This window comes from Flavivirga jejuensis (genome assembly GCF_030540765.1).
Lineage (GTDB): Bacteria > Bacteroidota > Bacteroidia > Flavobacteriales > Flavobacteriaceae > Flavivirga > Flavivirga jejuensis.
Window position 1 is genome coordinate 558,530 of the sequence record NZ_JAUOEL010000002.1, and the last position, 20,209, is coordinate 578,738.

At 31.6% G+C, this 20,209-nt stretch carries 16 protein-coding genes; 11 read left to right on the plus strand and 5 right to left on the minus strand.

The window, feature by feature from the left end; genetic code table 11:
* Window positions 1-160: 160 nt before the first annotated feature.
* From Q4Q40_RS07330 to Q4Q40_RS07350, 5 genes are all read left to right on the plus strand, one after another.
* A complete protein-coding gene (locus tag Q4Q40_RS07330) occupies window positions 161-1,180 on the plus strand; it encodes an SRPBCC family protein (protein WP_303301133.1) in 1,020 nt (339 codons plus the stop codon).
* Window positions 1,181-1,277: 97 nt separating this feature from the next.
* Entirely contained in the window at window positions 1,278-1,643 is a 366-nt protein-coding gene (gene crcB / locus Q4Q40_RS07335; RefSeq protein ID WP_303301134.1) for a fluoride efflux transporter CrcB, read from the plus strand.
* A 725-nt stretch (window positions 1,644-2,368) separates the two neighbouring features.
* Complete coding sequence (locus Q4Q40_RS07340) at window positions 2,369-4,411, plus strand: phosphatidylserine decarboxylase family protein (RefSeq protein ID WP_303301135.1); 2,043 nt, start codon at window positions 2,369-2,371, stop codon at window positions 4,409-4,411.
* A 661-nt stretch (window positions 4,412-5,072) separates the two neighbouring features.
* Window positions 5,073-6,521 (plus strand): MBOAT family O-acyltransferase, encoded by a 1,449-nt coding sequence (locus Q4Q40_RS07345; protein ID WP_303301136.1) that lies wholly within the window; start codon window positions 5,073-5,075, stop codon window positions 6,519-6,521.
* Between the two features lie 179 nt (window positions 6,522-6,700).
* Window positions 6,701-7,486, plus strand: coding sequence for an LB_356 family protein (locus Q4Q40_RS07350; RefSeq protein ID WP_303301137.1), 786 nt, complete (start codon window positions 6,701-6,703; stop codon window positions 7,484-7,486).
* A gap of 154 nt (window positions 7,487-7,640) precedes the next feature.
* Here Q4Q40_RS07350 and Q4Q40_RS07355 read toward each other — a convergent pair whose 3' ends face one another.
* On the minus strand, window positions 7,641-8,243 hold the full coding sequence (locus Q4Q40_RS07355; RefSeq protein ID WP_303301138.1) for a DUF1684 domain-containing protein: 603 nt from the start codon (window positions 8,241-8,243) through the stop codon (window positions 7,641-7,643).
* Between the two features lie 35 nt (window positions 8,244-8,278).
* Entirely contained in the window at window positions 8,279-9,697 is a 1,419-nt protein-coding gene (locus Q4Q40_RS07360) for a cytochrome P450 (protein WP_303301139.1), read from the minus strand.
* Between the two features lie 366 nt (window positions 9,698-10,063).
* On the opposite strand from Q4Q40_RS07360, the gene Q4Q40_RS07365 reads away from it, so the two are divergent.
* The 3 genes from Q4Q40_RS07365 to Q4Q40_RS07375 are packed head-to-tail and all read left to right on the plus strand — an operon-like array spanning window position 10,064 to window position 12,203.
* Entirely contained in the window at window positions 10,064-11,314 is a 1,251-nt protein-coding gene (locus Q4Q40_RS07365; protein WP_303301140.1) for an MDR family MFS transporter, read from the plus strand.
* Window positions 11,305-11,619 carry a VOC family protein gene (locus Q4Q40_RS07370; protein ID WP_303301141.1) on the plus strand — a complete coding sequence of 105 codons (315 nt, stop codon included), beginning with the start codon at window positions 11,305-11,307 and terminating at the stop codon, window positions 11,617-11,619. The genes Q4Q40_RS07365 and Q4Q40_RS07370 overlap by 10 nt, the downstream gene beginning before the upstream one ends.
* A 47-nt stretch (window positions 11,620-11,666) precedes the next feature.
* Window positions 11,667-12,203, plus strand: a complete 537-nt coding sequence (locus Q4Q40_RS07375) for a hypothetical protein (RefSeq protein ID WP_303301142.1) — start codon at window positions 11,667-11,669, stop codon at window positions 12,201-12,203.
* Here Q4Q40_RS07375 and Q4Q40_RS07380 read toward each other — a convergent pair.
* Together Q4Q40_RS07380 and Q4Q40_RS07385 are read right to left on the minus strand one after the other, a co-directional pair.
* Window positions 12,196-12,327, minus strand: coding sequence for a hypothetical protein (locus tag Q4Q40_RS07380; RefSeq protein ID WP_303301143.1), 132 nt, complete (start codon window positions 12,325-12,327; stop codon window positions 12,196-12,198). The genes Q4Q40_RS07375 and Q4Q40_RS07380 overlap by 8 nt on opposite strands.
* A gap of 63 nt (window positions 12,328-12,390) precedes the next feature.
* Entirely contained in the window at window positions 12,391-12,834 is a 444-nt protein-coding gene (locus Q4Q40_RS07385) for an Lrp/AsnC family transcriptional regulator (protein WP_303301144.1), read from the minus strand.
* 124 nt (window positions 12,835-12,958) lie between these two features.
* Here Q4Q40_RS07385 and Q4Q40_RS07390 point away from each other — a divergent pair, with 124 nt between their 5' ends.
* Complete coding sequence (locus Q4Q40_RS07390; protein WP_303301145.1) at window positions 12,959-13,354, plus strand: hypothetical protein; 396 nt, start codon at window positions 12,959-12,961, stop codon at window positions 13,352-13,354.
* Window positions 13,355-13,614: 260 nt separating this feature from the next.
* Here Q4Q40_RS07390 and Q4Q40_RS07395 read toward each other — a convergent pair whose 3' ends face one another.
* On the minus strand, window positions 13,615-17,052 hold the full coding sequence (locus tag Q4Q40_RS07395) for a methylmalonyl-CoA mutase family protein (RefSeq protein ID WP_303301146.1): 3,438 nt from the start codon (window positions 17,050-17,052) through the stop codon (window positions 13,615-13,617).
* A gap of 146 nt (window positions 17,053-17,198) precedes the next feature.
* Between Q4Q40_RS07395 and purU the strand changes: the two genes are divergently transcribed.
* Entirely contained in the window at window positions 17,199-18,053 is an 855-nt protein-coding gene (gene purU, locus Q4Q40_RS07400) for a formyltetrahydrofolate deformylase (protein WP_303301147.1), read from the plus strand.
* A gap of 993 nt (window positions 18,054-19,046) precedes the next feature.
* Window positions 19,047-19,757 carry a DUF4197 domain-containing protein gene (locus Q4Q40_RS07405; RefSeq protein WP_303301148.1) on the plus strand — a complete coding sequence of 237 codons (711 nt, stop codon included), beginning with the start codon at window positions 19,047-19,049 and terminating at the stop codon, window positions 19,755-19,757.
* The last annotated feature ends 452 nt before the right edge of the window (window positions 19,758-20,209 follow it).

Sequence of the window (20,209 nt, forward strand, 5' to 3'; positions counted from 1 at the left end):
ATGCAAAAAATTGATTATTAAGTGTTTATAAATTATTGATTAATTAAAGAAACAATCTTTTAGTTAAAATAAATTTATTTATAGCTTAACAAATATAATAATTTATTAAACGAGAATTAAAATGATTATATTTGATTTGTAATTCTCCAAAAAAGTAAAAATGAAAGCCTTCAAGTACATTCTATTCTTATTACTTATTGCAATTATAGGAACCTCTATTTATATTGCTGTACAACCTAATTCATTTGAAGTCACCAGAACTAGAACAATAAAAGCCCCCACTGCTGTTATTTACAATAATGTTATTGATTTTAAAAATTGGGAGGCTTGGTCTTCTTGGGCTGAAGCAGACCCAGACATGAAAATCACGCTTGCAGAACAAACCAATGGTGTAAATGGATCGTATTCTTGGGAAGACAAGGATGGCATTGGAACTATGAAAAATGTAGACGCTGAAGAAAACAAATCAATCACTCAGGAAATGCAATTTGCAGAGTTTCCAAAATCTGATATCTCCTGGGATTTTAAACCAAATGATGATGGTACAACAGATGTAACCTGGAAAATTTCTGGAAAAAACCTACCATTCGGTTTTAAAGCTTATGCCACTTTTATTGGAGGTATGGAAAATGAAATAGCGCCTCATTATGAACGAAGTCTAGAAAAATTAGATAGTATTGTTGTTGCTAGTATGAAAACATATAGTATTATAATAAATGGTGTTACCCAACATAGTGGAGGTTATTATTTATACAATACCACATCTTGTAAAATAGATGAATTAGCTAACAAAATGCAAGAGATGCTTCCAAAAGTTGGTGATTATACCATAAAGAATAAGATAACAATGGCTGGCGCTCCTTTTACAAGCTATCATAAATGGGATGTAGAAAATAATGCCGTTATGTTTTCATGTTGCGTTCCTACAACTGAAAAAATAATTTCTTCAGATAGCGATATTCTTACTGGACAGTTAAAACCATTTAAAGCTATTAAAACAACGCTTAAGGGTAATTATGATAATTTAAAAGAAGCATGGGAAACCGCCTCTAAACACATAAAAGATAATGGTTTAGAAGAACTACATAATCAACCTGCTCTTGAAGTATATAAAACAGATCCTATGAGTTACCCTAACCCTGCAGATTGGATTACTGAAATATATATTCCTATAAAATAAATGCATGAAGCAATTTGTACCTAAGAGTTCACTTTACTATTAAAAACATAAAACAAATGCACCATCAAACCATTAAAGAACAAATTAAATCTAACTGATGAAAAGTCTTTTATTCGTTTTTTTAGGCGGTGGTTTTGGTAGTGTGCTACGCTATATTATTGGTAAATATCTAAATAATGCAGAAACAGGTATTCCTTATGGTACATTTGCTGCGAATATTTTAGGGAGTTTACTTATTGGTATAATACTTGGTTTAGCAGCCAAGAATGATTCGCTAACACAAAACCAGACCTTACTTTTAGCTACAGGGTTTTGTGGTGGCTTTACAACCTTTTCAACCTTTGCTTATGAAAATCATGTGTTTTTAAAATCGGGAGATTTTACAAGTTTTGCTTTTTATACCATTGCTAGTTTTGTGGTTGGTTTTTTAGCCGTGTTTTTGGGTATGTTTTTGGTGAAGTGATATTTTTAATTTATCAAAAAAAGCACGTTAATTTCATTTAATCATTTAGATATAAAACATTAAAACAATTCTATATCAATACGTTAAACGGACATAATAATATCATAAAGGTTTATTTAATACTTCTCAAAAGCCTTAATCTCAGACTTAATTATGTTTTTAAATAGTTTTTTCAACTAGAGGCTCTGGTAGTGTTACACGTTATATCAATAAGTAAATAGTCCAGAAACACTGGGTGTCTCTTATCATACATTAGTGTTAATATTTTTAAAAGTTTACTTATTTGTATAATGAAGTTTACTTATTTATATAATATTAAGTAGCAACCAAAAATGATTCACTAATACAAAACCAGACACTACTTTTAGTCACAGGTTTTACTAGCTTTTCCACCTTTGTATATGTGAACCATATGGTTTTAAAATTGGATGATTTTACAAGTTTTGCAACCTATATAATTGTCAATTATTATTGTTAATTAAACCATACTAATAAGTAATCTTTTAATTACATTAAACTTGTTTTTGTAAGACAAATAAACTAAATTCGTTTAGTTTTAGAAGGTAAAAAAACTTGTATTGAACTTATTTCTGTATTAAAACGATTTCATATCAAACCGTTATAAATAACACAAACTAACCCGTTTGCAGACTATCTAAGATGAAAAAACTAATAAAAAAAGACAACTAGAATTCAAATTAACCCCCAATCTTATTCTTAAAACAATGGAAACAACAAGAGAGAGAAAACATCAATTCAATGTAGGTAGGTGGTTGCCTGCCGATTACGAATTAATCAGAAACCATATTAAAGGTATAAAATCGTATGTAGCATCAAACCCAACCAGTTTGACTCCTAATATTGTAGCCCTTAATGCCTATGTAACAGGCAATCCGACAATAAACACATGGTCCAATGACATGTTTACAGAAGTTCCTGCAAAATACAAAAACAGCATTTACGGTACTGAGTTACAGAGTTGGAGTGAATTTATTCCCCTTCTTAATGGTATAATGACAATGACTCAAACTTTTAACGAGTCTGGTTGTGTTGGATTTCCCATTAATTCCTTACTTGACTGGGCTATGGGAACCAATTCGGGGCATAAATTTTTCTTAGACAACGGTGTAAATGAACACTTTAATAAAGTACTTAATGATTGGGGTGCCTACCTAAAAAGTACCCCTTCTAAATCGGCTGTATTAAATAGCAACGCGTTGGTTACAGGTTATCCTGGTCATTTTAGTGATAATCAATATTACTGGTTAAGTGATAAAGCCATGATATCCATGGCCAATGCCTTAAACGATGGTACCAATTATGATGGAAAACCAACAGAAGCAAGAACCGCATTCATTGCTGCGTTTCAATGCCCTAATATTAATGATCCTCACTATGGTTTTACAAGCTGGGATGACTTCTTTACAAGAAAATTCAAGCCTGGAGTACGCCCTATAGCAACTGGAGAACATGTTATTTCAAACGCATGCGAGTCTGGACCATATAGAGTGGCATATAATGTTAAGAAACTTGAAAAATTCTGGGTTAAGGGGCAACCTTACTCATTAAAAAACATATTTAACGAAACAAATGGTAATACGCCTTTAACAGATAAATACGAAGGAGGAACAATCTATCAAGCTTTTTTAAGTGCAGAGAGTTTCCACCGCTGGCACAGTCCTGTAGATGGCACTGTTAAAACAGTTTATGATACCGTAAGTCAGACACCATTTAATAGTACTTATTATTCAGAAATGTTACCGCTAGACCCTCTTAATGAAGATGATGCGGGTCCGAATGAATCACAAGCTTACATCTCTAATGTTGCTACAAGAGCTATCATTGAAATTACCGCTCATAATCCAGCTATAGGCGATATGTGTGTTATTCCTATCGGTATGGCAGAGTGCGCTACATGTGAGGTTACTGTTTCTGTAAGTGATCTCGTTACAAAAGGAAAAGAAATAGGCATGTTCCATTTTGGAGGATCAACACACCTTCTTGTTTTTCAAAAAAACGTATCCCTCCTATTCGATTACCATGGTCAGCACCCGAGCCTTAACACAAGTAATATACCCGTTAACTCGAAGATTGCTACGGTGGTAAAGAAAACAATACCTTACCCTACCGAAAGTGGTACAAGTAGTCTCTGTATTGGTAACACTTCAACCATAAATAAAAATGCTAGTGCAATTCTTTCTGTAGTTCCCTCAACATCATCTGCCTATCCTATAAATGTGGGAAATAGTAAAGGAGAATATCTATGGGGCGTTGATGCAAGTGGAAATATTAATACTACTAAAGGAACCCCTCAAATATCAAACCCTGGAGCTTCATGTAATCTGCATATTAACTTTCCAGATACAGGAAGTAACGGTTATGTTATTGGTGATAATCCCAATAATGATATATGCGCCGCATTAAAGATTGTTGTACCGTCAAGTACCAGTGCTAACTGGCCTCTTGTAATTGCAGATGAAACTGGTAAAACAATATGGGCTATAGATTGCGATGGTAAAAAAAACACTTCTACCCCAGTACCATCAAAAGTAAAAACCATATTAAATATGCCTTATCCCTCAACAGAAGGTGGGTCTAACGGATTTACTATAGGTGATGTTGCAAAAACGACAGGTTGCTATGGAGGTATATCTATCATTCTTCCTGAAGGCAGTACCAGTAGAGATGTCTATGCCATCGCAATAGTTGATGCAATGGGTAAACTCCTTTGGGGTGTTAATGGATCAGGAATAGAAGTTACATCATAATAGATCTTTAATAATCATATTGTGGGGGATAAAAACCGCTTGTACAATGTGATTATTGGGTATGTTTTTGGTGAAGTAAAATCTAAGACCTTTGCAAAAGATAGATTAAGTTTAGAACTATCTTTTGCAAAGGTCTTGCTTTATATGTATTCCAGTTGAATAAAAACGTTGTATAGTGTGAGAAGTCTATAATTGATCTTAAGAAAAGAGGAGCCAAAAAGTGTCATCAGAGCAAAGCGAAAAATTATATTCATCTAAAAATCAAAAACATTAAAACTTTAAGGGATTATTCATTGCATTCAGAATGACACTTTTTAGATAACTTCTTCTGTATTTTCAGAATCCATGAAAAATCTGTACTGTATTTTAAATAAAACCTGCTCCTACTCTTAGCTACTTGTTTTTATGACAGTTTCACCTTTTTTCAACTTTTAGTTACGAAAACCATATGCCTTATTTTCTATACTATTACTAGTTTTGTAGTTGAATTTTTAAATATGTCTTTGGTGCAATGAAATTTTGAGTTTATAACAAAAGAACACTAACTTTGTTTAACAATCGATATACTTTGTCCAAATGCAACCAAATCTTAACATTATCTCATACTTTGAGAAAAGAATTACTGTACAACAAATAATCATAAAACAAACAGAAAGACAGAATGCTTTTTAACTCAATTGACTTCGCAATTTTTCTGCCAGTTGTCTTTCTTCTATATTGGTTTTTCGCAAATAGGAATCTAAAATTTCAGAACTTCATTATAGTAGTTAGTAGTTATGTATTCTACGGGTGGTGGGACTGGAGGTTCTTGTCATTAATACTATTCAGTACTATTTTGGATTATTCAATAGGTTACAAACTGAATAAAGAAAACCATCAGACTAAAAGAAAGATTCTCCTTTGGACAAGTATTATTATGAATCTTGGTTTTCTTGGGTTCTTTAAATATTACAATTTTTTTCTTGACAATTTTATAGCCGCGTTTTCCTTCTTTGGAACAGAAGTTAATACAAACTCATTAAACATAATCCTACCTGTTGGAATTAGTTTTTATACCTTTCAAACTCTAAGTTACACAATAGATATTTACAAACGAAAACTTGAACCAACAAAAGACCTTATTAGTTTTGCTGCATTTGTGAGTTTCTTTCCTCAATTGGTTGCTGGTCCTATTGAACGAGCAACACACTTATTACCTCAATTTTACAGAAAGCGGACTTTTGAATATTCAAAAGCTGTTGACGGAATGCGACAAATCCTTTGGGGTTTATTCAAGAAAATAGTGATAGCCGATAATTGCAGTAGGTATGCAAATATGATTTTTAATAATTCAGATGAATATTCTGGTAGCACATTGGTCTTAGGTGCATTATTTTTTACTTTTCAGATTTACGGAGACTTTTCAGGATATTCAGATATTGCTATTGGAACATCCAGGCTTTTTGGATTTAATTTAAAACAAAACTTCGCATTTCCTTACTTTTCAAGGGATATGGCTGAATTCTGGAGACGCTGGCATATTTCACTTTCTACTTGGTTTAGAGATTATCTGTATATCCCTTTAGGCGGCAGTCGTGGTAATACTTGGATAAAAATAAGAAATACATTTATCATCTTTATTATAAGTGGTTTTTGGCATGGTGCTAACTGGACATTTATAGTTTGGGGAACTCTAAATGCTATCTATTTTCTACCACTCTTATTAACAAATAACAATAGAAATAATTTAAAAATAGTTGCTCAGGGGAAGTCTCTGCCTACAATTAGAGAATTATCTTCAATGCTTCTAACTTTTGGGTTAACTGCATTTGCTTGGATATTTTTCAGAGCAAAAAATATTGATCATGCTTTCAGTTACATATCCAAAATTTTTTCAACATCCCTTTTTGAAACTCCAATTTTACATGAAGAAAAAAAGGCATTAATAATAATTATTCTTGTTATGTTATTTGTCTTGACTGAATGGTTTGGTAGAGAGGAACAATATGCTATTTCAAATATTGGTTATTTTGAGAAACGTATTTATCGATGGGGACTTTACTTATCAATCTGTTTTCTGATTTTTATTTTTCAAGGCAAGCAACAAGAATTTATATATTTTCAATTTTAACTATGCAACAATATATTAAACATGTAGTTTTATTTCTACTTATTTTCTTATGTTCAATTGTACTATTAGACATAACTCTATCATTTATTGAAAGAAAATATTCCGATTTTAAAATAAAATCCGATCCAGAATATATAGTTATTGGGCATTCACATCCTGAGTGTTCGTTCAATGATTCTATGATAACAAATTTAAAAAATCTAGCTGAATCTGGTGAATCCTATTATTATATGTTTTTTAAACTTAAACAGGTAATAGATCAAAATGAATCTATTAAAGTAGTATTCGTTGAATATTCAAATAATCAAATAAATGAAAATATGAATAAATGGATTTGGGCTGAAAAATATATAAATTTTCGATATCCCCAATATTCTTCATTTATGAATATTTCAGATAAATTGATTCTAGCTAGAAATAATCCAACAGGCTATTTAAACTCCTTTTCTCTTGCTCTAAAAAAGAAAACATATAGTATATTGAAACAGGATTTCGACTATTCTAATAAAATTGGAGGCTACTTATATTTAGAAAGAGATAAGACAGATTCTTTGGTTAATAGCATAACAAGTAAAAAAACTCCATTAAACAAATTGAGTATTTCAGAATACAACCTTGACTATCTTTCTCGTATTCTTCAATATTGTGAAGCAAAAAGAAAAAAAGTAATATTAATAAGAAGCCCTATGCATAAAAAGTATTCAGGATATTCAAATGAGCTTTTCTATAATAAGATAAGAAATGAAAAATATCCTAATATTGAATATCTTGATTTTTCAAAATTTCCTCTTACCAATTCTGAATTTGGAGATTTAGAACATTTAAATTTTAAAGGAGCTAAGGTATTTTCTAAATGGTTTTCAGATATATTAAATAATGGACTACTTGACAAAACTGACAAACAGGCTTTTATAAATGATGAAATACAAGCACGAATGCACAGCAATGATGTCTATAAAAAATAGCAAATTAAGAAACGTTTAAGTTTTTGTTTTTGGAATTAGTTTGGGTGGATTATGTTCTCAGTCAAGGCAAAATAAATGCGAATAGCATCACTATTTAAAGAAATGTTGCTACAGAATAAGGCCTTAAACAAACTCCAAAATCATAACAACTTATTTAATGCTTCCCAAAAACCTTAACCCCCGCCTCTATCTTAATTTTTAAATAATTGTTTCTAGGCACTAACGGACAAGAGTATTTATCATTATAAGCACAATAAGGATTATAAGCAGAATTAAAATCAATAACCATCGTATCTCCTTCTGGAATTCTAGTATCAATATAACGTCCACCTCCATAACTTTCCAATCCGTTGGTCTCATCTAAAAAAGGAAGAAACAGATAATCTTCGAAACCTTCCTTTTCTTTCAAACCTTGATTCTGATATATATTTAATTTATAATGCCCTCCCTTTAACTCAAAAGTCAGCTCCCCATATTTTACATACTCAGGAAGTCTGGTAGTCGTTGTTTTCATCTTAAAAGGTTTCTCATTTGGAGTTCTTTTAAAATCAGCCGTAACCACATAAGTAGAATCAAACTTAAAAAAATCCAAGCCTTCAAAATGCTTTCTATCTTTATCTTTTAATGGTGATGTGGTAACATCTTTATATTCGGCATTTATTTTTTTTTGAAACGCTGTTTCTCCCTTTAAAGCTCTTTTTTCTTGAGCACAACTACTTATAGATATTAAAAGGAATAAGGCTAAAAATCTTCTCATGTTTGTTGGTTTTATATTTACAAAATGGATTTATATTATTTTGTGGTTTTAAGAGATTTAAAAGTTACTTTTAAATTTTCTGGATACATAGTAAACTCAAATTGCTCTCTAATGTCTTCTGGTTTTACTTCTAATTTAAAATCAAAATGTTTGCACAACGCAGAAATTAAAACGATCATTTCGGTTTTAGCTAACTGCATTCCTGGACAATACCTTGCACCGCCTCCAAAAGCTCGCATGACATTCGGGGAGTGATTTTTATGCATCGGACATCCATGATCCAACCACCTTTCTGGAATAAAACTATTAGCATTAGAAAAATGATCTTCTTGCGTTTGTGCTACTTTATTTTGTAAAATAATACTTGTCCCTTTTGGTATAGCTACATTGTTAATAACAACATCTTCATTCGGTTCTAAATACAATTGTGGCGTTGTGGGTTTTAAACGCATGGTTTCTTGAGCTACGGCATATGCATATTTTAATAACTCTACATGTTCATAAGTACTTGATACCTTTTCGGTTTTATAAACGATATTAGCTTCTTCCCTTACTTTATTTACAATTTCTGGGTATTGCGCTAAATAAAAAACAGCCCAAGACAGTGAGTTTGAGGTAGTATCTTCCCCTGCTAATAACATAGTAAAAACATTACCATAAATTTCTTCATTTGTAAAATTAACAGCCTCGTTTTCCACTAATAAGGCTTCTAAAAAATTAGAAGGTTTTGTTTTTAGGCTAGGATTTTTTTCTATTCTCTTTTTCGCATCATCAATAAACTCATAGATTACTTTTTCTATAGACCTCAAAGAATCATCTAGTATTCTATCTTTTTTACTTTTAAAATACCGCCATATTGGCAAGGGTGCTGTAACACGCGTATTTATCATTGGAAAAATGACTTCTAAATGTTTTTGAAAACTATTCGATTTATTATTTATAGTATCTAGTTTATATCCGAAAGCGATTTCGGTTGTAATATCGATTGTAAATGCCATGAACTCTTTTTGGACGTCTACAATCGTTTCTTTTTCTGAATAGTTCTTAAACTTTTCAAGAATTGCTTTCGTTTTATCTAAAATAATAGGATAAAATGCTTTTACATTTTTCACACTTAAAGCTTCAGCTATTGGTTTCCTTTGGCGCTTCCAGACACTTCCTTCTGCATTAAAAACACCATCAATGCCCATTTCTTTTAAAACCTCATCAATTTTAGAAAAGCGTTTAAAAGTATCTGGTCTTAGTCTCAACATTTTATTATTAAAATCAGGATTTGCAGAGACTATAAATTCTTTTCCTAAAAAATGTATTTTAAATAATTCGCCGCTTTCTTCTACCCAACGTTCTAAAACCTGATGTTTGTTATAGGTATTAAACTGTGGCAAGTGTCCCAATAAAAACACGCCCTTTGGAGACTTTAAACTCTTAATATTAATCAACTTATTATCAACCATATAGATTTACTTTTTTCACACTAAAAAGCGTTCAGAATTATAAACTGTTTTTCAAAAATTTAAAATATTTTCATTTCAAAAATACAACTAAAGAATATTTTACCTAGCTTTGTGCCTTTAAAATAGATAAAAAAATGCGTTGTAGCGTCACAATTTATAGAAAGCAGTGGACCTCTCTAAAGAGAAAGGGTTGGGCTTATCATATATTGTGGTGATATAAATATAAAATATTACAATATATAAAGGTCCGACTTCACAGTCGGACCTTTTATTTTTAGTAAAACTTGAGAATTTAATTAGTTGAACTAACTCAAACAGAAATTAAAACCAAAATATGTAAAACAGAAACTTGAACAATTAGAACTAATGAAAACACTATTTAACAATTACCTAAACACATTTAAAGGCTTATCAAACGAAGTATGGTGGCTTTCTTTAATAACACTTATAAATAGAGCAGGCACTATGGTCATTCCATTTTTATCGCTTTACTTAACCAAGAGCCTTAACTTTTCTTTAAATGATGTGGCTTGGGTTATGAGTGCTTTTGGTTTAGGTTCTGTAATCGGTTCTTGGTTAGGTGGGAAATTAACCGATAAAATCGGTTATTACAAAGTCATGGTATTTAGCTTGCTTGCCACTGGTGTTCTATTTGTTGTTTTACAATATCTAAACACATTCGCATGGTTTTGCTTTGGCATTTTTTTAGTGATGACCATAGCCGATATGTTTAGACCAGCCATGTTTGTTGCCTTAAGTGCCTATAGTAAACCAGAAAACAAAACACGGTCTGTTACTTTAATTCGGTTGGCTATAAATCTTGGATTTTCTGCTGGTCCTGCTGTTGGTGGCATCATTATTACAACGCTTAGTTATGGTGGCTTATTCTGGGTAGATGGTATTACTTGTATTTTAGCGACTTTGGTTTTAGTAAACGTTTTAAATCCGAAAAAAGCAAAAACATTAAATGATGTAAAAACAAAAAATCCGAAATCCGCTTATGGCGATAAAGCGTTTTTAATATTTTTTGTAGCTATGGTGCTTTTTGGTATTGTGTTTTTACAATACTTTTCAACCATGCCTCTTTACTATAAAGATGCGCATCATTTAAGTGAATTTGAAATTGGATTTCTTTTAGGAATGAATGGGTTTTTCATTTTTGTATTCGAAATGCCTTTAATAAAATGGTTAGAAAACACCAATTTCACTAAATCAGGACTCATGCTTTTTGGAGCTTTGTTAATAGGTTTAAGTTTCATCATCTTAAACTTTACAAATTGGACTGGCATTTTAATAATTGGTCTGTTATTAATGTCATTTGGAGAAATGATAGCTTTTCCTTTTTCTAATGCATTCGCTATGGATAGAGCTAAAAAAGGCAATCAAGGTGAATACATGGCATTATATAGCATTGCGTTTTCTATAGCACATGTTTTTGGTCATAATTCAGGTTTGCAAATGGTTGATGCATTTGGATTTGATAACACCTGGTATATTATCACATTATTTGCAGCACTTTGTGTCCTTTTATTATTTATACTGGGTCAATACTTAAATTATAATAAGAAACTTAAAGAAAAAACAAAAAGGGAAGAAAAAGAAATCTTATGGATTTAAATCAAATAACCATACCATCTTTGGATGTTGAAAAAGCCTCTGAATTTTATATAACTTTGGGACTGCATCTTATTGTTGATGCAGCCCCAAGGTATGTAAGATTTGAATGCCCCGATGGCGAGAGTACCTTTTCAATTCATAAAGTCGATACATTGCCAAAAGGTGATGGTATTACTATTTATTTTGAGGATGATAATCTTGACGACTTAGTTTCCAATCTTCAGAAAAAAGGTATCATTTTTAATCAATTACCTGAGGATAAATCGTATTTATGGCGAGAGACTCGCTTAATAGATTCTGATTAATTGGAATTTAGATCACGTAAATCATTTAATAATTAAACAATAAACAAATGGAAAAGTGGGAAGCAAATTTGAATAACTGGAAACACCTTTCAACAGATTCAATTCAGTTAATGTTAAAACAATCAGAAGAATGCTTAGATGAGACTGTAAAAACTTTCGAAAATGTTTCAACTAAAACAAATCAAATGTTGACTATTGCAATTTCAATATTAACAGTAACTATAGGCTACTTTGTAGATTTTGATAAAAATAATATAGAACTTAAAATTATTGCTCTTTTTGTAGTAGTAATATGTTCAACAATAATTATTGTTCTATACAAAAATTTATTTTTTGACAAAATTGGTGTTAAAGGAAGTCCACCAAAACATATTATTAAAGATAAATTCTTCAATGAAGGTATTGAACCTAAAAATCAATATGCAAATATAGTTTTGAATGAGTGCGAAAAATACCAAGAAAGGATTGACAAAAACAATATAGTAAATGACCAAAGAAGAAAAAGGATAACTATAGCAATTAAACTTTTCTTTCTACTACCACTTTCAATAATAATCGGAAGATTAATAATGTTACTTATTTAATCACGACATCTGGTGTATCACTTCTATCCTCCCAATTATTATCATTATCTCTAACTCTTCCATCATTATCATCATTAGAGTTTTGGTCATCTTCGTCGGGTTTAAATATATATTTTATTTTCATAAATTTAATTATTTAAATTAAAGATAAGTGTTTTTTTACATAACTAAAAAGTTATTAATAAATTTATTTTAACGATTTTATCTCCTTTTGTTTTACAACATCAGACAGTACAATTTGTGTTTTACTTTCACCGTAAATTATTAACTGATCTATAAATGATTCCAAATGTTTTTGATTTTTTAAAACCACCTCCATAACAATATTTTCGTCGCCAGTAATACGATAACAATTCACAACTTCATCATAGGTTTTTACCTTCTCTAAAAAAGGTTTTAGTTTTCCCATAAAAGCACGCAAAGTTATTATAGCCTTGAGTTGATAACCTACTTCTAACGGAGAAACAATCGCTTTATACCCTTCTATAATCCCCAAATCTTCCATCTTTTTAATACGCTCTGAAACCGCAGGAGAACTGACCCCTACACGGCGTCCAATTTCGGCATTAGATAGGCGCGCATTCTCTTGTAAACATCTTAAAATCTTCCAATTAAGACTATCAATATTCATTTAATGAAATTTAACTATAAATAATTAAAATTTAAAGTAAATATACACTTTTACTTTAAAACCTAAAGTTAAATATGATTACTTGTGAGTAATTTTGGTAAAAAGCTAAGAAAAAGAAAATAATATGTCATCTAATACCCCATTAAATCTATCGGAGTTACCGATTTATAAAAAAGCTGTGGAGATTTTTACCCTTTCTCAAAGCATCTCCAGGTATCTTAATGATGACTTATCTATTTTAAAAAATGATGGCACAGAAGATTCTAACATTTATTTTTCTGGTGATATTGTACAACAATCCATATCGTTAGCCCCAGAAATTTTAAATGTAGAATTAGAACGTTATTCTGAAAGAAAATATAAGCATATAGCTTCGATTAAACGCCTTACCAACATGCTTTATAAAAACTCATACCGTTTAGAACGTTCTAACAGTAATGGTAAAGATTTCCTACCTATTTTACGCAGTGAATTAAAAAAGTTTAAAAAACTACAGCGTATTTGGTTGCTAACACTTTAGTATCTGATCGCAAACAGACTAGACTATTTAAATTTTTGAACACAGGCTTATATACACTGGTTCCAAAGTATTAAGTTGACGCCTTCTATTTTATAAAATACTTTAGGTGCAACAAAATTAGAATCACACTTTCACACACTTTTTGAAAAAAAGCAAAAGTGGTATCAAATTCATAACTTCTGATAATGAGATCCCTCTATTTCTTTCGGGATAAGCGACTCACACACTTTTTGCAAAAAAAGCAAAAAGTGGTTCGCTGCTTACATATTTCTGCGATACTGCCCCCCTACTTCAAATAAAGCGCTTGTAATTTCTCCTAAAGAACATACTTTACAAACATCCATAAGCGCTTCAAAAATATTTTCGTTATGTATAGCTTTCATTTGTAGTTCTTTTAGTAAAACTTCGGTATCGTTTGCTTTATGAAGATTTTCTAAGGTTTTTATTTGAAATTGCTTTTCTTCTTCTGTAGCTCGAATAACTTCTTTTGGAAGCACTGTTGGTGATCCTTTAGAACTCAAAAATGTATTCACTCCAACAATTGGAAAATCACCATTATGTTTTAAAGTCTCATAATACAAACTTTCTTCTTGTATTTTACTACGCTGATACATGGTTTCCATAGCTCCTAAAACGCCCCCTCTTTCGGTGATTCTATCAAATTCAAGCAATACAGCTTCTTCGACTAAATCGGTTAATTCTTCAATAATAAAAGACCCCTGAATCGGGTTTTCATTCTTCGCCAAACCTAATTCTTTATTTATAATAAGCTGAATGGCCATGGCGCGACGCACCGATTCTTCGGTTGGTGTTGTAATAGCCTCATCATAAGCATTTGTGTGCAACGAATTACAATTATCGTAAATAGCGTATAATGCTTGTAATGTGGTGCGAATATCATTAAAGTCTATTTCCTGTGCATGTAAACTACGTCCAGAAGTTTGAATATGGTATTTAAGCATCTGCGCTCTGGCATTTGCACCGTATTTGTGCTTCATGGCTTTGGCCCATATTTTTCGAGCAACACGACCAATTACAGCATATTCTGGATCGATCCCATTTGAAAAGAAAAACGATAAGTTAGGGCCAAATTTATTAATGTCCATCCCACGACTTAAATAATATTCTACATAAGTAAAACCATTAGAAAGTGTTAAGGCAAGCTGTGTGATTGGATTTGCTCCTGCCTCGGCTATATGATACCCTGAAATGGATACCGAATAAAAATTACGAACATTATTATCGATAAAATATTCTTGAACGTCTCCCATTAATCGCAACGCAAATTCGGTTGAAAAAATACAGGTATTTTGAGCTTGATCTTCTTTTAATATATCTGCTTGTACGGTGCCTCGAACTTGAGCTATGGTTTTTATTTTAATGTCGTTATAAACATTTAAAGGCAATACTTGATCTCCAGTAACACCAAGCAACATTAATCCTAAGCCATTATTACCTTCTGGTAATTCGCCATTATATTTCGGACGCTCTTTTCCTTTGTAAATGGTAGCAATTTTGGCTTCAACTTCTTTTTCTAATTCCTTTTCTTTAATATAAATTTCGCATTGTTGATCTATGGCAGCATTCATAAAAAATCCTAATAACATAGGTGCTGGGCCATTAATGGTCATGCTCACAGAGGTCATAACATCTGCTAAATTGAAACCTGAATACAGTTTCTTAGCATCGTCTAAACAACACACTGAAACTCCTGCATTTCCTATTTTTCCATAGATATCTGGGCGTTGATCTGGATCGTTACCATAAAGTGTTACACTGTCAAATGCGGTCGACAAGCGTTTTGCAGGCAATCCCATACTTACATAATGAAAACGACGGTTGGTACGTTCTGGCCCACCCTCTCCTGCAAACATACGAGCAGGATCTTCTCCTGTTCTTTTAAATGGGTATAACCCTGAAGCAAAAGGGAATTCTCCTGGTACATTTTCTTGTAAACACCAGCGTAAAACATCTCCCCATGCTTGGTATTTAGGTAATGCTACTTTCGGAATTTGAGTATGTGATAAAGATTCTGTATGTGTTTCTATTTTTATCTCTTTATCTCTAACTTTAAATGAATAGATCGGATTTTTATATTTATTTACTTTGTCGTCCCATCCAATTATAACTTCCCAATTATATGGATCTAAATTTAGTTTTACTCTATCGAATTCTGCTATAAGAAGTTTAACAAAGTCCTTATTATCATCCTGAACTTGTTTTAGGATCTCATCATTATTTAATCCAAGTTTCCCAATAAAAGACCTTTCGACTACGCCCGAAGTAACATTAGTAACAGAACAAATCGTTTTATAAATACCATAAAGTTTCTGAGCAACTTCAACTTGAATAGTTGCTTTTTGATCATAAGCACGATTCGTTTCTGCTATTTCAGATAAATAACGTGTTCTTGATGGAGGAATAACAAAAACCTTCTCACTCATTTCATCAGAAATAGCAAACGTTGATTTTAAATCTGCATCAGCCTTTTCAATCAACATATCAATTACCGCTTTGTAAAGCGTATTCATTCCTGGATCGTTAAATTGAGAAGCAATGGTTCCAAAAACGGGTAATTCATCTTGCGGAACGTCCCAAAGGTTATTATTACGCATGTACTGTTTTTTTACATCGCGTAAGGCATCTAAAGCGCCTCGTTTATCAAACTTATTAATGGCAACTAAATCTGCAAAATCAAGCATATCGATTTTTTCTAACTGAGTTGCGGCTCCAAACTCAGGAGTCATAACATATAATGATACGTTAGAATGTTCAATAATTTCAGTATCAGATTGTCCAATACCAGATGTTTCTAAAATAATTAAATCGTATTCGGCAGCCTTTAAAACTTCTACTGCTTCATTTACATATTTAGACAATGCCAAATTAGACTGACGTGTGGCTAAACTACGCATATATACTCGCGGGGAGTTAATGGCATTCATACGAATTCTATCTCCCAACAAAGCGCCTCCTGTTTTTCGTTTTGAAGGATCTACCGAAACAATTCCGATTGTTTTTTCTGGAAAGTCAATTAAAAACCGCCTAACCAGCTCGTCTACTAAACTAGATTTCCCAGCACCTCCTGTTCCTGTAATCCCTAAAACAGGTGTTTTAGAGTCTTTATTTTTAGCATGAATTTTCTCTAAAGTATCTTTAGCTATTTCTGGAAAATTTTCGGCAGAAGAAATAACACGTGCAATAGATTTTGGGTTCTTTTTTTCTAAATGATCAACTTCTCCGTTTAAAGCATCTCCTATTGCAAAATCGGATTGTTTAACCAAATCGTTAATCATTCCTTGCAATCCCATTTCGCGTCCATCATCGGGAGAATAAATACGAGTAATCCCATGATCCATTAAATCTTGAATCTCCGAAGGTAAAATAACACCGCCGCCTCCGCCAAAAATCTTAATATGGTTCGCACCTTTTTCCTGCAACAAATCATACATGTATTTAAAATACTCATTATGTCCACCTTGATAAGACGTTAAACAAATGGCATTTACATCTTCCTGAATCGCAGTATTTACAACTTCTTCTACACTCCTATCGTGTCCTAAATGGATCACCTCTACGCCTGTAGCTTGAATAATACGGCGCATAATATTTATGGAAGCATCATGCCCATCAAACAATGATGCAGCGGTTACTATACGGACTTTATACTTTGGTTTATAGGGTACTTGTTGTTTCATTCGTAAAGAATCTTAATTTTAAGTGCCGCAATTTACGAAATATTCAAAAAAATAAGCCATTCATATAAAATTATCTAAAATTATAATATCAACAGTCTCTTATATATTTTTTAGATTAATTTTGGAACTAATCGATTTTTAATCACATGAATAAGATTACCATTTTAATCCATTGTAAAGACCGTTCTAATATCATTGCTTCTGTAACAAATTTTATAGCTAAAGAAGGCGGCAATATTGTTTACGTAGATCAACATGTTGATAGAGAGCAAAACATCTTTTTTATGCGTTTAGAAAGTGAATTTACAAAAGATTCCTTCTCTACTGATGATTTTAAGGAATCATTTAAAAACACTTTAGTCAATGGGTTTGACATGAAATGGCGTATTTACTCTTCGGAAGTGAAGCCAAAAATGGCCTTGTTTATTTCTAAATATGACCATTGTCTATACGATTTATTAGGACGCTATAATTCTGGTGAACTAAATTTAGAAATTCCATTTATAGTCAGTAATCATTTAGATCTAAAACCTATTGCTGATAATTTTAAAATCCCATTTCATCATATACCTGTTACTAAAGACACTAAAAATGATGCTGAAAACAAACAATTGGAACTATTAGAAGCACATCGTATAGATTTTATAGTTTTAGCAAGATATATGCAAATTGTTTCTGGTAAACTTATTAGTAAATACCCTAACAAGATAATTAATATTCATCATTCTTTTCTCCCTGCATTTGTAGGTGCAAAACCATATCATTCGGCATATAAACGTGGTGTTAAAATTATTGGAGCCACAAGTCATTATGTAACCGAAGAGCTAGACGCTGGCCCAATAATTGAACAAGATGTAGCACATGTGTCTCATACGCATTCTATTCAAGATTTAATAGCTAAGGGAAGGGATTTAGAAAAAATTGTTTTATCCAATGCGGTTAAATTACATGCCAATAGAAAAGTGATGGTCTACAATAATAAAACAGTTATTTTTTCTTAGAGAAACCACCGAATTTTATATTTTACCTCACCCAGAGTTCCTTTTTTACAGTTTTTATGACTCCAAAGGAATTATGTAATTGGGAATCCACCCCAAGGATCGAAGAATTTTCAGAATAAAGAATTTTTTGAAACCTACTAACGCGATGACACGATAGCACGGATTTAAGGTACAAATCCACGCTATCGGGTATTAATCTCAATAATATTTAAACTTTTAAATCATATTATTAATTCTTTTTTAAAATTAAATGTGACGTATATTCTTTTTCTGTGTCTAAAACATGTAATATATATACTACTAAATTATATATTTGTAATATTATACGACTAACTAAATTTTATTTTTTTGTCTAAGTCAATTATTAAATATAACGTATAAACTATTTAGTAGTAAGAGGTATTTCCAGAAGTAGATTATCTGCCAAAGAGTATGAAGAAACAAGATTAGTAAACCGTTGCTCTAATAGTGTTGATAGTATAGAATCTGATCACAAAAAAATAAAAAAATTGAATTTAGAATTTTGAGTAACTAAAAATTGAGGGAGTGATCTTTGTTTTAAATTCTAGAAGCACCTTTTTAAGGTGCTTCTTTTGTTATAAGGTATTGTTTATATTTAGATGTTCCCTTTTTACATTGATTCCATAATTATCGCTCGTACCAGATACCTTAAATCAAAATATTTATAATGTATTTGCCAATCAAAGGTCTCGATTGCGCCCGACCAGACAAAAAGTATTTGATAATTTTTGTCATGTACTAAAATAAAGTTGTGACTTTTCTTTTTTCTTTGTGTCCAATGTACTTAGGTTAAAATAAAATAATCCTAAACGATTAGTTTATCCCAGGATTATTTGGTTTGTTATTAAAGGCACCTTGTTCTCAAGGTGTCTTTTTTATCAAAGGAAATCTTAAAATAGAATAATAGTATATTTTAAAATTATTTAAACATCTAAAACATATCTTTGTAAAATATATAAAATCAAAAAAAATATGATTCGTAAACTTTTAGTATTTGGTTTAATTTTTAACCTTACTGCATGTGCAGAGTTACAACAAGTTGTTAATCAATTGCCTCAAACGACTGGAGGTATTATTGGTAATACTGAAATTGCTTCTGGATTAAGACAAGCATTGGATTTTGGAATTGATAAACAAGTTACAAAACTGACACAAACAGATGGTTTTTATAATAATAGCCTTGTTAAAATTTTATTGCCTCAAGAATTACAGAAGGTTGATAAAACGCTTAGAGATGTAGGTTTAAGTAAATTAGCAGATGAAGGCTTAAAGGTACTTAACAGAGCTGCTGAAGATGCAGTAAAAGAAGCAACACCAATTTTTGTTGATGCCGTTAAAGGTATTACGTTTGCAGATGCTAAAAATATTTTGTTAGGCAATAACGATGCTGCTACTCAATATTTAAACAGCAAAACTCAAACTGCTTTATACAATAAATTTAGTCCTGTTATAAAAAGCTCTTTTGGTAAAGTTGGAGCTGATAAAATTTGGGCTAACTTGATAAATAAGTATAATGATATTCCTTTTACAAGTGATGTGAACCCAGATTTAACAGATTATGTTACAGGAGAAGCTTTAAAAGGTGTATTTACTATGATTGCTATTGAAGAAGCAGAGATTCGAACTAAAACTGCTTCCAGAACAACAGATTTATTGAAAAAGGTCTTTGCTTTACAGGACTAAAGGTTTTTGGAAGTTGGAAGTTGGAAGTTGGAAGTTGGAAGTTGGAAGTTAAAACTATTGTTTTATATCTAAACCATCAAAAGCTGCAGTAATATTTTTATCATTAGTAAAGGTTTCCCAGTATTGACGTAATGTACAGATACCACGACGATAAAAGGGCTTCCCTTCTTAATTATTAGAGGCTGCCTAAAAAGTGATAAACTTTATTCATTCAGAGCATTCCGACAATTGTCGGAATGCCACCATTGAAACACTTTACAAACAACTAAATTTCAATTACTTATCATTCATAAAAGCGAAGAATCTTTATTATTAATCTCTAAAGATTCTTCAGTCGTAAGCTTCACTTATATCTTCAAACAAAATATATTTTGTTTTCGATAGCCTTCTGAATGACACTAACTTTTTTGCAAACATAGGATGACACTTTTTAGACAGCTTCTTTATTCTAT

Bases quoted from the DNA above. Each gene is read 5' to 3' on its own strand.
- Q4Q40_RS07330 (WP_303301133.1), top strand. From the start codon at position 161: ATGAAAGCCTTCAAGTACATTCTATTCTTATTACTTATTGCAATTATA.
- crcB (WP_303301134.1), top strand. From the start codon at position 1,278: ATGAAAAGTCTTTTATTCGTTTTTTTAGGCGGTGGTTTTGGTAGTGTG.
- Q4Q40_RS07340 (WP_303301135.1), top strand. From the start codon at position 2,369: ATGGAAACAACAAGAGAGAGAAAACATCAATTCAATGTAGGTAGGTGG.
- Q4Q40_RS07345 (WP_303301136.1), top strand. From the start codon at position 5,073: ATGCTTTTTAACTCAATTGACTTCGCAATTTTTCTGCCAGTTGTCTTT.
- Q4Q40_RS07350 (WP_303301137.1), top strand. From the start codon at position 6,701: ATGATAACAAATTTAAAAAATCTAGCTGAATCTGGTGAATCCTATTAT.
- Q4Q40_RS07355 (WP_303301138.1), bottom strand. From the start codon at position 8,243: ATGAGAAGATTTTTAGCCTTATTCCTTTTAATATCTATAAGTAGTTGT.
- Q4Q40_RS07360 (WP_303301139.1), bottom strand. From the start codon at position 9,697: ATGGTTGATAATAAGTTGATTAATATTAAGAGTTTAAAGTCTCCAAAG.
- Q4Q40_RS07365 (WP_303301140.1), top strand. From the start codon at position 10,064: ATGAAAACACTATTTAACAATTACCTAAACACATTTAAAGGCTTATCA.
- Q4Q40_RS07370 (WP_303301141.1), top strand. From the start codon at position 11,305: ATGGATTTAAATCAAATAACCATACCATCTTTGGATGTTGAAAAAGCC.
- Q4Q40_RS07375 (WP_303301142.1), top strand. From the start codon at position 11,667: ATGGAAAAGTGGGAAGCAAATTTGAATAACTGGAAACACCTTTCAACA.
- Q4Q40_RS07380 (WP_303301143.1), bottom strand. From the start codon at position 12,327: ATGAAAATAAAATATATATTTAAACCCGACGAAGATGACCAAAACTCT.
- Q4Q40_RS07385 (WP_303301144.1), bottom strand. From the start codon at position 12,834: ATGAATATTGATAGTCTTAATTGGAAGATTTTAAGATGTTTACAAGAG.
- Q4Q40_RS07390 (WP_303301145.1), top strand. From the start codon at position 12,959: ATGTCATCTAATACCCCATTAAATCTATCGGAGTTACCGATTTATAAA.
- Q4Q40_RS07395 (WP_303301146.1), bottom strand. From the start codon at position 17,052: ATGAAACAACAAGTACCCTATAAACCAAAGTATAAAGTCCGTATAGTA.
- purU (WP_303301147.1), top strand. From the start codon at position 17,199: ATGAATAAGATTACCATTTTAATCCATTGTAAAGACCGTTCTAATATC.
- Q4Q40_RS07405 (WP_303301148.1), top strand. From the start codon at position 19,047: ATGATTCGTAAACTTTTAGTATTTGGTTTAATTTTTAACCTTACTGCA.